This is a genomic window from Anaerolineales bacterium (assembly GCA_003105035.1).
Classification (GTDB): Bacteria; Chloroflexota; Anaerolineae; order Anaerolineales; family UBA4823; genus FEB-25.
In genome coordinates this window covers 56,210-68,578 of sequence record PQAL01000004.1, presented here as the reverse complement: position 1 = coordinate 68,578, position 12,369 = coordinate 56,210, and the positions used below count along the sequence as shown (strand labels likewise).

Here is a 12,369-nt window from a genome sequence, read left to right as displayed (position 1 = left end):
TAGATCAAATATAAAGACCAATCAACGAAATTCCCAAGATAATAATTCTCTTCGCTGGGTTTCTCACTAATTTCCATGAGATCTATCATTTTCTCTTTCTTGATTACACAGGGCGGTCAATCCAATAGAGGAAAGGTAAGGCTTTGTTTATCTTTTGAGCAACATCTTGGTCAAGTATTTTTGAGCATTTACAGCTTTGATAAGGTTCACCACATTGTGTACATTCGGATTCTTCGATGAGATAGCCTAAGGTGGGTTGAATGCCTACAGCCAATAAATCATTAGCCAGCTTATGCCCTTCTTGATCAAATACTAATTCAAATCTAAGGGCCTTGTTGTCTCCAGAATATTTAAACTTGCACTCTTCTGCTTCTATTCTTTTCCTGCTGATCAGTAATATTCCAGAGGACTGAAGAATGGAGAATATCTTTGGTTTATCTAAATTGTGTCGGTAAGATATTCGAAGGTGGTCTGCCAAATTCTCAGACCAAGTCAGTAAATCGGTATTTGAGACTGGTGGAATCGCTAAAGGGTTATCAAGCCAGTTCGCTAATACATTAATCTGCCCAAGAGTTGAAATCCGTACTTCACGGTTTTGGTCTATAGGGTAAGCAAGGGTGTAACCTATAACACATTGATCGCTCTTGCTGCATAAAGCATTCACCAACTTCTTGATCGCTCCCAATGTTTGAATAACAGAATTCTTGGCATCATCTTCTGGATGATAAATGACGGGTAAATTGATGTAAAAATCCTTGTGACTTACGAATCGCACACCTTCTGGGATTAGTAAATCACCGCCAGCTTTCAATAAGGCTTTTCTAAGTTCGAGCGTAAATGTTTCCACGTAAGGATATGTTTCATCTCCGACCGAAATTACATCAAATGGTTTGACAATGCGAACGTGTGTATTTGCATCTGCTGTTCTCTCATGCAACGATAACGCCAATCGTAACCCCACGTCTTTGGTCAGTGAAAAGGGAACAAACGAATCCTTAAGCGTGCCTTCTTTTTTGTTTGACCATATGGATTTATCCAGTGGTTCTGCCCCCAAATATTCGCCAACAAGGAAATTATCCCTGAAGTAATCGGAAATAAGTTGTTTCCATGTAGATATTGTTATGTCCCCATCGACTCTCCAAAGCTTTGTGTATTCCGTGTTCCGTGGCGCATGAGCAAGATCCTGGCGTTGGCGTTCAAGCATAGCATTTCGCGAATACATTCGAATGGCCCCGTCAAAATGATCTATTCTCCTGTTCTCCTTATCAACCATAGAATGAACATATCGGCATCCAAATTTCTCGCTACCGTCATCTGAATCAGGAACATGGCAAACTTCTTCAGCTTCAAATACATGATACCTATTCATCACTCCCCATCGAAATTCGGTGGATGCAATTCCTTGCATTACTTTTTGATCATCATCAGCTTCATGGTGTGTAACTCCGACAGGTATGGATGTTAGATCATCGCTGAATTTTGGTCCCCACCAGTAAGCAAATTCTTCCCTCTCTCCTTGGTACGTGCTTGCAAGTCCAACCATATCGTGATCTAAGGCAATTCTTGTTGATTGTGAAGTTAAACTTTGCAGTGTTTTTAGTAGTGGATAATCAATCGTATTCAATCGAAAAAGAGCGCGACGGAAATACGGGTGGGCAAAGACCGCCAAGTCACCTATTTGATAAACACCGGAGCCTATAGGACTTAATTTTTCGATGGGAATGAGGCCATCATCATCCGCGATTTCAAAGAGTTTTGGGAAAGTTCTTCTAGCCAAACCCGGTTCTACGAATGCCAGGCAATCAGAAAATATCTGCTTTTCTTGTCCTTGAAGGTTCCCCTGTAACATATATCGCAATTGCTCAATCTCTGAGGCGAATTCATCTAGGTGGCTTCTCATGAAATGGCTAAATAATCGCCTTAGGAGGTCAAAATCCTCATCTGTATCGCCAATTTCACCAATATTCGTCAGACGGGTCAATCCTGGTTCAAAGTATAGGGCAAATGATCTCGACCATCCAATTAGCCGACTTGCATCATGTGATACGAGCATTGGTAATCCGCTTATGCAAGTGCCGTACAAGGCTTGATATAAAGCACCAACGGTGAATTGGCAGCCTTTCAAATTTACAGAGTCCGAGTTGATGGTATTGAGGATTTGTTTCATTCGCAGCCCCCCTAGGAGGGTAATTCACAATAACTTCTATTCGTTTCCATTTTGATTGGAAATATATCACATACAAGGGCGGACATTATGTTTAGCTTGACTAAGTGCTTACCTGCATTAATGACAAAAAATAATTGCACATCGAGCATATCAATGTTGAGTAAGTCCGGATAATTTTAGTTCTCTATTTTTCGCCCCACTTCTCCAACAATTAGTACCGCTCTTGTGGGCGGCACGCCAGGCATATCGAATCCCATTCATGTGCCTGGCGTGCTTCTCACTCTCCTTGTGATTCACATCCGCGTTGTGCGGGTGATCAGAATCCGTCAGACCAGCCACAGGCTGGTTCGATCCGTCAGCAGCAATTTCACCTTTTGGAGGACTTATGCAAAGCAAACGGAAGGAGGTGCAAGATGGTGCTCACCACACTGAAACAGATCAAGGAAACTGACCTGCGGCACCTGTGCCAGCAGGCCACAGTCTCCGTGTCTGGCTATTACTACCTTGTCAACATGGGACCGGATACCCACCCGCAGTATCACAGCGTCGGAAAGGATCGGCGCTGCACCTGTGGGCTGGGCGCAGAATGCCCGGCGGTTACAGCCGTCATGGAATATCTGCGGGGTGGGGGCGAACGCGCTCCCGAGGTACCGTCCGGGTTCTTTCCGGTCGCCCCACAAGCCTGCCCGATCTGCGGCGCGGAGACATACTACGCCCCCGACCTGACGAGCCGCCGGCGAGGTGCCGGCTGGGCCTGTGTCAAAGGCAGCGAGGCGCACTACTGGCTCGCCCACGTGGAAAGCCTGCGCAAGGCGCTGGCAAGCAACCCCTGGGTCTTCCCGCCAGTGGTCGCAGAGGACGGCCAGGTGCTCTATCCCGGTCTGAAACGCGACGAGATCATCACCGAGTCGCAGCCCTGGCCGGATGGGTACAACCCGGACCAATAACAGAAAGTTCGATCATTCCCCACGGGGACGGATGTCCGCTCCCCCTGGGGAGACATGTCGTCCGTCCCCACCAAATCACAGAAAAGGATGGACGCAATGGAAACCCTTCTTACCACCCCTCCCACTTACAGACCCACCAAATTGAAGACCCTGCCCCTTCGAGACCAGCCTGCATACCGGGTTACATCGAATGCCACTGCCTGCAGCCTGGCCGAACTCCTGGCTGCGGTGGTCGGCGGGGCGCAGCAGATCGAAGTCGCTGAAGGCATCCTTGCCCGCTTTGGCGGGGATGTACAGCGTCTCTTCAAGGCGCATGTCGCGGAGCTCGCTTCCGTGCGCGGCGTTGGTCAACAGACCGCGGTGCGCATCAAGGCTGCCCTTGCCCTCGGCCTGCGGCTGACCGAACCAGCCGGAGAACGGCCAGCAGTCAACTCGCCGTCTGATGCTGCGGCCCTCGTGCAGTACGAGATGTCACTCCTGGAGCAGGAGTACCTGCGTGTCATGCTTCTCGACACGCGCAACCGCGTCATCGAGATCGTCGAGGTGTACCACGGCTCGGTCAACTCCTCCCAGGTGCACGTGGGTGAGCTGTTCAAGCCGGCTCTCCAGCGATTGGCCCCGGCCATGATCGTCCTCCACAACCATCCGAGTTCGGACCCGACACCCTCACCAGATGATGTTGCGGTTACCCGTGCGATCGTGGCGGCCGGAAAACTCCTGGACATCGATGTGCTGGACCATATCGTGATAGGTGGAAGCCGCTTCGTGTCTCTCAAAGAACGCGGCCTGGGATTTTCGTGAGGTACTGCCATGGCCAGCTATGACTTCAATTACGCAATTGAGTCCCTTCGCCAGGCGGTTGACTTCGCGGAGATCGAGCACGATTTCGTTCCGTTACGAAAGCTTGTGAACGAGGTCGAGCAATCCGGCCAAGATCTGATGGCCATTGACGGTAGGCTGAACCTCTCTGCCGGCCGGGATGTCTTGATGGCAACCCTGCAGTCGGTCGCAGCCGGATCGGTTTCCCCAGATGAGGCGCTTCTGGGCATCCGCCGCTGGCTCAACAGCAGCCAAGCGCAGGCGGTCGAAACAGAACTCGCACAGCAATACCAATTTGCATAGGTCAAAGGGGGCGGATTGCTCCGCCCCCTCCTCCCCTGTCTTTCAGAACGGCACACGCAAGCGGTCGAGTTTCTGGATCCCTTGCGTGTGCTGCTCTGTTTTACGAGCAGTCACCGTTTGCTGGCATTCGCCAGTCTGCACGGAAGAAGCATTTTCCCAAAAGGTCGTCTACAGAAATCAAAAGGAGGAACCATGCACAGAAAAATTCATGTCAAGGGTCTGCCGGCCATTGGCCCTGCGCCCATGCCCGGATCAGGAGGCGGCCATGCCCTACTACCTGGGTAAACGTCCACAAGGGGATTGGGTACTGTTCTCATCCCCCAGGATGCCGACACGTGAGACGCACGGCCATCTCTATACGTGCGCACAGGGTCCCTTCCGGACCCGCCTGGCTGCCCGCTGGTTCAACCGCTACGGCTGGGGCAATCCCCATGTTCACACGGTTGCAGCCGCCGAACGCCTGGCGCGGGAGGCAGCACGGGAGAACCTGATCGTGGAGCAATGGCTCTTGGAGGAGACCCTCACTGCACAAGAACGTGAGGAGATGTACGCCTTCGAAGCCCATGAACAGGGTGTTGACCGGCTGGTGGAACACGACCGGCGAGGTCAATCCATCCTCATTCAGGCGGAAGCGGAACTCATTCCCGCCTGACCGACAGAAAAAGGAGACAGAAACCATGAAAACAAAGAAATGGTCGGAGATGAACGATGAAGAACGCCAGGCAGCTGTTGCCCTCCGACAAGAGAAGTTGGACCAGGCCCGACAGAAGTTGGAAGACGGTGTAAGCCAGCTGGTCGGGAGCGGTCGGTGGACCGAGTACTTGAAGTTTCTCTCTCATTTCCACCGGTACTCGTTCAACAACCTGATATTGATCCTGCTCCAGTTCCCGCAGGCCACCTTGTGCGCATCTTACCGGACCTGGAACCAGTTGGGGCGGCATGTCTGCAAAGGGGAAAGGGGAATCGAGATCCTGGTCCCGATCCTCGCTCGGGTACCGGTATGTTCCTCCCCTGAAAAGGGAAAGGAGGAAAACAGAACGAGGGAAGCTAGAGAACCTGACGGCGATGGGGATTGCGGCCGTGACGCATCCGGCTACAAGGTGGTGGGCTTCAAGATTGGGCACACCTTCGATGTCAGCCAGACGGACGGCGCTCCCATCCCCGAGCCGATCAACATGAACCTTGCAGGGGATGATCAGGGAGTGTACGCTGCGCTGGCATCCTTCGCAAAGGAAATCCTCCACATCGAGGTCGAGCTGATCGAGTCGGACAATCCGAACTGGGGCGGCGCCTGCAGCTATGACGAGGAAGGTCATGCGAAGAGGATCGTTGTGGCCGGCAACCGGTCACCGCTCTTCCGTGCCCAGACCCTGGCGCATGAACTGGGTCATGCCATCCTGCACTCTGACAAAGAATACCGGGCGCACAACCCGCGCTCGCGCATCGAGTGTGAGGCCGAATCGGTTGCCTTCTGCATCCTCCACCACTTCGGGCTGGATGTGGGGGAGGTCGCCTTTGGCTACTTGGCTCATTGGGGGGATGGGGAGAACGCCCTGGCGGAACTGATGGAATGTGGGGAACGCATCCGGGATGCAGCTCACCAAGTCATTGCATGGATTGATGAGCAGTACCAGGGTGCCGTTATACCGACCAGTATGGGAAGGTTAGTACACGCTGATGAAGCGGAGCTCCCAATTGTTTGATCGAAATAAAAAAGAGATCGCCCCAAAATTCCTGGGACGATCTCTTTTTTATTTAGTCAACGTGGATGTGTGCTTTTGCTTCGCCGGCGGCGTTTTCCATGGCATCGAACATTTCCCTGGCTTCTTCGGCGGTCAGGCCGGCATCCAGAAGTGGAAGGTAGACCTCCTCCTCCTTGGCAAAATGAACTTTCACCAGCGTGTGCAGCCCGTAGAGGATGCGCTTCAGTTCATTCGCCTTCCCGGCCCCGATCTCGCCCTCCTGAAGGGTTCCACGCAGCTCTGCCAGTTCCTGGGTCAAACGCTCCACTTCCACGTGGTCGCGGCTCATGGTGGCGGTCGCATGGGGGCTGCCCATCACCTTTTGCACGGCCGGGTAGAGGGCGGCCTCCTCGGCACGGGCATGTGGCAGCAGGTGGGTGGTAAGGAATGAATAGGCTTCATCGATCTTTTCAAGGCTGGCCTGGGTGAGGTTCCCGTGCACGGCCAATCCAGCCTGCCTCAGGCTCTCGATGTGCGGGTAAAGCTCCTTATGCTCGTCTCGTAACGGTTGGGTCAGGGTGGTCATTTTTTCATCTCCTTTACAGATAGGGACCGATCTTATGTCACCACTATACCGCCGTGGGAAGATTCATTCCATGATGTAGATCAATTAATTGTCAGGAAAATATAGGAGCGCAGGGTCTACCTGCGCTCCCACGAATGGGTAGATAATTTTTTTTATGCCTTCCCGGCCAAAGCTTCCAGCCCTGCCCGGTCGATCACAGCCACCCATTTCCGGCCTGACCGGATCAGCCCATCCTTCTGGAACCGGCTCATCACCCGGCTGGCGCTCTCCGTGGTCGCTCCACTCATCCCGGCCAGGTCCTCCCGGGAGAGAGGCACCTGCAGCAGGAGTTCATTCCCCTTTCGTTCTCCGAACTTATCTGCCAGCATCAGCAGGATGCTGGCAATGCGTGCTTCGATGCTCAAGGCGCTCAGTTGGTGGACACGCTCGTTGGCCGTTCTGAGTCTGCCGGCCATGATATCGATCAGTTTCAAGGCGACAGCCGGGTAGCGCTGGAGAACATGCTGGAAAGTCTCCCGACCGATGACCAGGATGCAGCAGTTGGTATGGGCTTGTGCCGTCTCTGGGTAGACATCATTGCCCAGCCCGGAAAGCGCCCCAAAGAATTCCCCCGGGGTGAGCAGGTCGAGAAGGATCTCCTTGCCTTCCAGGGAATGCTGCAGCAGCTTGACCCTTCCGTCCGCAATGATGAAGAGCTGTTCAGCCGCATCACCGGAAAGACAGATGACTTCATCGGTATCGAAATCTTTCTCATGGAACAGCGAATTGATCCATTCATGATCGGAGGCGGTCAGGTCTCGGAAGAATGGCACTTGACCGAGGATCTTCAAGCGCAGCGAAATGGAGCACAAGTGCGCCTCGGTTGTCTTGATCTCCAGTGGGGAGCGTTTTCTGGGAGCCATCATGATGATTATACCTGCCCATGGGATGGCAACTGAAGGAATGCTGCCTCGTCGACCGGAGTGCGGTTCACCGATGGATTATGATAATATTCGAACCAACGAAGACTGAAGCCTACAGGACAAAGAATATGCCAAGGAAGAGTCCGGTTTTTACAGTAGAAGAAATATCGGGGAATCAATATGGCAGCTTGGAAGATGCGCAAAAAGCAGCGTTGAAAGCCACTGCCGCTGATCTTGCTCAGATAATTAGGTTACGCATTGAATCGGGCGATTTAATTATCGTGAATGGAAAAGTAGTTCCTAATCCTGAAAAAAAGAAGAAGCAACACGATCGTACCGAATAGGAGAGTACTGCACGATAATGCTTTGTAGCAAGTTTTCTCTAGCTATGGAAGGATAAGAGATGAGCGTTTTTGAATACACTCTATCACAGACCATTTGCGGCCATATCATGGACATCGTCGAACGGGATGGGAAAGTTTGCCTACTTTCGGGCGATTCAGACAGGGTCTGGGTTGTTCCACTGATTTGCCCGGTTTGTGGCCAGACTTGGCATTTTGTTAGCGATGATATGGGAAAGACCCTTGTGCAATTGCGCAGGAAACTGAAGCGGTTTGAACTTGTGGCAATCTCCTACATTGGCCAGACAACGGTGGAGCAGGTAGAACAGTTAATGGCAATGGCGTATGCCGATACTTCTGTTTTATTTCAGGATCTGGTTGATGAAGTTCCTACTCATGTTGAATTCCAAAAAGAATTTCCTGGAGTGAGTTTGATCCTGCAAAGACGCCACAGGAAACAAGACGATGAAGATATCATGCTCGTCGTTCATCCGATGGCAGTCTTTGAAGCAGTAGAGATAATAGGATGGCAGGATACTGATTAGGGGGTACGTTCCAGTCATGCTGTGCGATTCGCGCCGCATCTACAACTGATAAATCAGTCTCGCAAAAGTCATTTTGATACCTTGACTTTAGAACTATTGTTCTATATAATCTTGTGGCATTATGAATGCTGTTAAGCGCCTCCTCTCTCGTCTTGGTTTCAAGCGTAATAGTGGTCGTATGTATGCGCTTGATGATCAGGCGTACTCAGTGCTCGAAAGTCTGGCGGTGAGGGAGCAGCGATCAGCAGAGGATGTTCATGCAGCCATTCTTGCAGATGCGGTTGAGAAACGGAATACCCAGGATGCATTAGTAGCGTGCTGGGAATCGCTTTCCCCCCGTGAAAAGGATGTCACCGCCCTCACCTGCTTGTGGTATACGAACCGCCAAATCGCTGCAATACTTCACGTTTCTCCGGATACGGTGAAGGGGTATGTACGGCAGGTTCTTGTGAAATTCCGTGTCCATAGCAAGGATGAATTAAAAATGGTGCTTCGGGACTGGGATTTCTCCCAGTGGGGTTCCAAAGCCCAATATTAGTGGCTGGCATCTTCTTCCACCCCCACAGGTAGCACCTCCATAGGACCGGTTCCACGACACACCCCAGAGAGGGTGTTTTTTGTTTTAAGAAGATGCTACCTTTTGGGCATGATTACTTCTATCGAGCCCAAAGTTGGCAGCTGGCTTCTTCTTGTCGGCCCACGCAGCATCAACACGACCATGCTTACCGCTATTGCCCGGTTGGGAGAGCATGGAGCGTTACGGGTATTGGACGGCGGCAACCGTTTCAATGCTTATACCGTAGCGCGGGCTGCAAGAGGCCGGCCGGAAGTCTTGAACCGTATCACGGTTTCGCGTGCCTTCACCTGCTACCAGGTACTCTCCCTCCTTGAGAGCACGCCGGCGATCCAGGTGCCTTTTGTTGTCCTGGATATGCTCAGCACCTTTTATGATGAAGCTGTTCAACTTGGGGAGCGGAAGCGCATCTTGCGTGCCTGCATCGAACATTTGAGACGCTTGGAACGCCTGGCGGGAGGCGCGGTGAGTATTCACCCGCCGGCTGTCCCCAGCCCTGCTGCCCAGGAACTGTGGGAACTCCTGCGGGCATCCGCTGCTGATACTTATTTCGTAGAGTCGATTGCTCCCGCGCCGGAACCGCTAAGGTTGTTCTAATGGGCCGAACCCTTCCTTCCACCACGCAAGTTTTCATGCAGGAAGAGGCGTCGTTTGCCCGCTTCCGGCGTGCGCTGCGGCGCAGCGATCAACTCGCATTGGACGATCTGTTCACGGCCGCCCGCCAGCATTTGGCGGCGGCGCAGTATGCCTCTCACGCGCTGCCTTTCGAAGTGTTTCTTCTTTCCATGTTGCTCGAAGAGCACAAGGAAGTCATGCGGCTCCGGGAGCAGATAGGCGAAGTGCTTTCAAGGCAGCCATGAACGATACGATGACCGGCTGGCTGTTTGACGTTTACCCGAACGAAACCAACCTGACCTTGTGGGTGATCGGGGAGGATGGGCAGCGTCACCGCTTCTTTCAGGATTTCTCCGTTGTGGTCTATGCCACTGGCTCTTTTCCGCGTCTCCGGCAGCTCTGGAAATGGCTCGAAGTGCAGCCCATTCCTGTATCCCTCTCCCGGCAGGAGCGGAAGGATGTATTCCGCGGCATGGTGTCCGTCCTGTCCGTGGAGGTGTCGCAGCCGGCCTGGCTGGATGAATTGTTCCGTTCCATGGTCCAGGAATTTCCTGACCTGACCTACTACGACGGCGATATATCCATCGCCTTACGTTATGCCGCTGCATTCGATGTCTTTCCCCTCGCCCGTTGCAAAGTTGAAATTGCGGGAGAGAAAGTGACCAGGATTGCGGCGCTTGATACCCCTTGGGATCTGGAGCCTGAGCCAGCGCCGCTCCGCATCCTTTCCATCGAGCCGGACTGTGATCCAGCCCGCGCTACGCCGAAGTCGATCACCATAGCCTTTGGGCGGAATAAATACACCCTGCCGATCAATCAGGAGAAAGAGACCTCCTTGTTCTGGACAGTGCGCGCTGACATCAAGCGCTTTGACCCCGACCTGATCCTGACCTCCTGGGGTGACACCTGGCTGATGCCGTACATGGTCAAGATAGCCCAGGAAAATGGCTTCGACTTGCCCCTGAACCGAGATGAAGACCTGGCTGTGGTGGAGCGGAAGGAGCACACCTACTTCTCTTATGGCCAGATCGTCTATCGTGGCCAGCAGGTGCACTTGCGTGGCCGCTGGCATATCGACCGTGAGAATGCCATGCTCTGGAAGGATTACGGCATGACCGGCGTTCTCGAGATGGCGCGTGTCACCCGGCAGCCGGCGCAGGAAGCTGCCCGACTATCTCCGGGGACGGGGATCTCGTCCATGCAGTTCGTCACCGCCCTACAGAACAAGATCCTCATTCCGTGGCACAAGCACCAGGCCGAGACTCCCAAGACGGCCATGGCCCTGCTCCAGTCCGACATGGGGGGGATGATCTACCAGCCGACCGTCGGCCTGCACCGGGATGTGGGCGGGATCGATTTCGTTTCGATGTATCCCGGCATGATGGTGAAGTACAACATCTCTCCGGAAGTGCCGCGGGCGGGCAAGGACCTCGAACCGGCCGATGGGGAACCGGGGATTGTCCCGATGACCTTGGCTCCTCTGCTTAACAAGCGGATCGCGCTTAAGTCGCTCATCATGACCCTTCCTCCTCTGGACTGCTGCCGACCGACCTACCAGGCGCTGGCATCAGCTGAGAAATGGCTGCTGGTCACCTGCTTTGGATACCTCGGGTATAAAAATGCGCGGTTCGGAAGAATTGAAGCGCACGAGGCAGTAACTGCCTATGGTCGGGAGGCCTTGCTGCGTGCCAAGGAAGCTGCAGAAGATATGGATTTTGAGATCCTCCACATGTATGTGGATGGGCTGTGGGTGCACAAGCCTGGGTGTAAAACCCCCGCGGAGTATGAGGTGCTCCTGGCAGAGATCACCGAACGCACCGGCCTGCCGATCTCTTTGGATGGGATCTACCGGTGGGTCGTCTTCCTGCCATCCCGTGTGAACGAGCGGGTACCGGTTCCGAACCGCTACTTCGGCGTCTTCCAGGATGGGTCGGTCAAGGTCAGGGGGATTGAAGCACGCCGCCGGGATACTGCTCCCTTTATCACTGAGACTCAGATGGGTATCCTGGAAATCCTGGCCAGGGCTCCCGATGCCGATGGCTTGAAGGATGTTCTTCCAAAAGCGCAAGCGTTTGTTGATAAGCAGTTGACATTGCTTCGGAAAGGAAAAATTCCCCTGGAGAAGCTGCTGGTGTCACAACGATTGACGCGTGAAGTGGGGGAATATTCCTCTCCCTCACCAGCCGCCCGCGCGGTAAAGCAGCTGCAGGCTGCCGGGAGAACGGTACGTCCCGGCCAGAGGGTGCGTTTTTTGTTTACGCTTGGAAAATCGGGGGTCCATGCCTGGGATATTCCGGACCAACCGGACCCCCGCAGTGTGGATGTGCCTCGATATCGAACCTTGTTCACTCGGGCGGTCCAGACTGTCCTTGATCCCATCCGGCAAAGTATCCTTGGCGGGAAAGAAAGTGAGTGCCTGTATCTCTTCCCAATAAAAAGTGCCGAGAACTGGGTGAGGGGGGCACCCAGCCGCTCGGCAGGAACAATTTATCATCAATCGTGAAATTTAGCAATGTGGTGAGGAGGTGAAACATGAGAATCGCCGATTTTGGCAAAAGTGTATAACGTATGGAAGCAGTAGAAACAGTGGAAAGCCGCAATGCTTGACATGCGAACATCAGTTCTATATAATGACATCACGGTTCATTGGAGAAAAAACCATGGAAGCAAGATTATTGAAAATGAAGGAGGTCGCGGAAATGCTTGGAGTAAGTCTCTCTTATGCTTACCTGCTTACCAAGCGCGGCGAACTCCCCACCGTTCGGATCGGCAACGCCATCAGAGTGAGAGTCGGGGATCTGGAACGGTATCTAAAAGGAAAAGTAGAGCAAAATGAACCGCCCTATACCTTTCCTTACCGCAAGAAATGAATCCCATCCCGGTCGCTC

Annotated in this window: 15 protein-coding genes; 12 read left to right on the top strand and 3 right to left on the bottom strand. The window is 53.1% G+C overall.

All coding sequences use genetic code 11. The features are described 5' to 3' along the window. Positions 1–103: 103 nt before the first annotated feature. Entirely contained in the window at positions 104–2,167 is a 2,064-nt protein-coding gene (locus tag C3F13_02835; GenBank protein ID PWB56014.1) for a hypothetical protein, read from the bottom strand. 413 nt (positions 2,168–2,580) lie between these two features. Between C3F13_02835 and C3F13_02830 the strand changes: the two genes are divergently transcribed. The 5 genes from C3F13_02830 (at position 2,581) to C3F13_02810 (ending at position 5,939) form a co-directional block, all read left to right on the top strand. After that, on the top strand, positions 2,581–3,114 hold the full coding sequence (locus tag C3F13_02830; protein ID PWB56013.1) for a hypothetical protein: 534 nt from the start codon (positions 2,581–2,583) through the stop codon (positions 3,112–3,114). A gap of 96 nt (positions 3,115–3,210) precedes the next feature. Continuing rightward, on the top strand, positions 3,211–3,915 hold the full coding sequence (locus C3F13_02825; GenBank protein PWB56012.1) for a hypothetical protein: 705 nt from the start codon (positions 3,211–3,213) through the stop codon (positions 3,913–3,915). Positions 3,916–3,924: 9 nt separating this feature from the next. Beyond that, positions 3,925–4,236, top strand: a complete 312-nt coding sequence (locus C3F13_02820; protein ID PWB56011.1) for a hypothetical protein — start codon at positions 3,925–3,927, stop codon at positions 4,234–4,236. A 208-nt stretch (positions 4,237–4,444) separates the two neighbouring features. Next, positions 4,445–4,888 (top strand): hypothetical protein, encoded by a 444-nt coding sequence (locus C3F13_02815; GenBank protein ID PWB56010.1) that lies wholly within the window; start codon positions 4,445–4,447, stop codon positions 4,886–4,888. After that, complete coding sequence (locus tag C3F13_02810) at positions 4,800–5,939, top strand: hypothetical protein (GenBank protein ID PWB56009.1); 1,140 nt, start codon at positions 4,800–4,802, stop codon at positions 5,937–5,939. Before C3F13_02815 ends, C3F13_02810 begins: the two co-directional genes overlap by 89 nt. Positions 5,940–5,991: 52 nt before the next feature. Here the strand turns inward: C3F13_02810 and C3F13_02805 are convergent, their stop codons facing one another. Both C3F13_02805 and C3F13_02800 read right to left on the bottom strand, forming a co-directional pair. Then, on the bottom strand, positions 5,992–6,504 hold the full coding sequence (locus C3F13_02805; GenBank protein ID PWB56008.1) for a hypothetical protein: 513 nt from the start codon (positions 6,502–6,504) through the stop codon (positions 5,992–5,994). Positions 6,505–6,656: 152 nt separating this feature from the next. Beyond that, on the bottom strand, positions 6,657–7,409 hold the full coding sequence (locus C3F13_02800) for a Crp/Fnr family transcriptional regulator (GenBank protein ID PWB56007.1): 753 nt from the start codon (positions 7,407–7,409) through the stop codon (positions 6,657–6,659). A gap of 17 nt (positions 7,410–7,426) precedes the next feature. Between C3F13_02800 and C3F13_02795 the strand changes: the two genes are divergently transcribed. The 7 genes from C3F13_02795 to C3F13_02765 all read left to right on the top strand — a co-directional run bounded on the left by C3F13_02795 (position 7,427) and on the right by C3F13_02765 (position 12,351). After that, on the top strand, positions 7,427–7,750 hold the full coding sequence (locus tag C3F13_02795; GenBank protein PWB56006.1) for a hypothetical protein: 324 nt from the start codon (positions 7,427–7,429) through the stop codon (positions 7,748–7,750). Positions 7,751–7,809: 59 nt separating this feature from the next. Continuing rightward, positions 7,810–8,292 carry a hypothetical protein gene (locus tag C3F13_02790; protein PWB56005.1) on the top strand — a complete coding sequence of 161 codons (483 nt, stop codon included), beginning with the start codon at positions 7,810–7,812 and terminating at the stop codon, positions 8,290–8,292. A gap of 121 nt (positions 8,293–8,413) precedes the next feature. Next, complete coding sequence (locus C3F13_02785; GenBank protein ID PWB56004.1) at positions 8,414–8,830, top strand: hypothetical protein; 417 nt, start codon at positions 8,414–8,416, stop codon at positions 8,828–8,830. Between the two features lie 108 nt (positions 8,831–8,938). Further along, complete coding sequence (locus C3F13_02780; protein ID PWB56003.1) at positions 8,939–9,463, top strand: hypothetical protein; 525 nt, start codon at positions 8,939–8,941, stop codon at positions 9,461–9,463. After that, positions 9,463–9,726, top strand: a complete 264-nt coding sequence (locus tag C3F13_02775) for a hypothetical protein (protein PWB56002.1) — start codon at positions 9,463–9,465, stop codon at positions 9,724–9,726. The genes C3F13_02780 and C3F13_02775 overlap by 1 nt, the downstream gene beginning before the upstream one ends. After that, positions 9,723–11,984: a hypothetical protein gene (locus C3F13_02770; protein PWB56001.1), complete on the top strand. Its 2,262-nt coding sequence runs from the start codon at positions 9,723–9,725 to the stop codon at positions 11,982–11,984. Before C3F13_02775 ends, C3F13_02770 begins: the two co-directional genes overlap by 4 nt. A 100-nt stretch (positions 11,985–12,084) precedes the next feature. Continuing rightward, positions 12,085–12,351 carry a hypothetical protein gene (locus C3F13_02765; protein PWB56000.1) on the top strand — a complete coding sequence of 89 codons (267 nt, stop codon included), beginning with the start codon at positions 12,085–12,087 and terminating at the stop codon, positions 12,349–12,351. Positions 12,352–12,369 lie beyond the last annotated feature (18 nt).

Bases quoted from the DNA above. Each gene is read 5' to 3' on its own strand.
- C3F13_02835 (PWB56014.1), bottom strand. From the start codon at position 2,167: ATGAAACAAATCCTCAATACCATCAACTCGGACTCTGTAAATTTGAAA.
- C3F13_02830 (PWB56013.1), top strand. From the start codon at position 2,581: ATGGTGCTCACCACACTGAAACAGATCAAGGAAACTGACCTGCGGCAC.
- C3F13_02825 (PWB56012.1), top strand. From the start codon at position 3,211: ATGGAAACCCTTCTTACCACCCCTCCCACTTACAGACCCACCAAATTG.
- C3F13_02820 (PWB56011.1), top strand. From the start codon at position 3,925: ATGGCCAGCTATGACTTCAATTACGCAATTGAGTCCCTTCGCCAGGCG.
- C3F13_02815 (PWB56010.1), top strand. From the start codon at position 4,445: ATGTCAAGGGTCTGCCGGCCATTGGCCCTGCGCCCATGCCCGGATCAG.
- C3F13_02810 (PWB56009.1), top strand. From the start codon at position 4,800: ATGAACAGGGTGTTGACCGGCTGGTGGAACACGACCGGCGAGGTCAAT.
- C3F13_02805 (PWB56008.1), bottom strand. From the start codon at position 6,504: ATGACCACCCTGACCCAACCGTTACGAGACGAGCATAAGGAGCTTTAC.
- C3F13_02800 (PWB56007.1), bottom strand. From the start codon at position 7,409: ATGATGGCTCCCAGAAAACGCTCCCCACTGGAGATCAAGACAACCGAG.
- C3F13_02795 (PWB56006.1), top strand. From the start codon at position 7,427: ATGGGATGGCAACTGAAGGAATGCTGCCTCGTCGACCGGAGTGCGGTT.
- C3F13_02790 (PWB56005.1), top strand. From the start codon at position 7,810: ATGAGCGTTTTTGAATACACTCTATCACAGACCATTTGCGGCCATATC.
- C3F13_02785 (PWB56004.1), top strand. From the start codon at position 8,414: ATGAATGCTGTTAAGCGCCTCCTCTCTCGTCTTGGTTTCAAGCGTAAT.
- C3F13_02780 (PWB56003.1), top strand. From the start codon at position 8,939: ATGATTACTTCTATCGAGCCCAAAGTTGGCAGCTGGCTTCTTCTTGTC.
- C3F13_02775 (PWB56002.1), top strand. From the start codon at position 9,463: ATGGGCCGAACCCTTCCTTCCACCACGCAAGTTTTCATGCAGGAAGAG.
- C3F13_02770 (PWB56001.1), top strand. From the start codon at position 9,723: ATGAACGATACGATGACCGGCTGGCTGTTTGACGTTTACCCGAACGAA.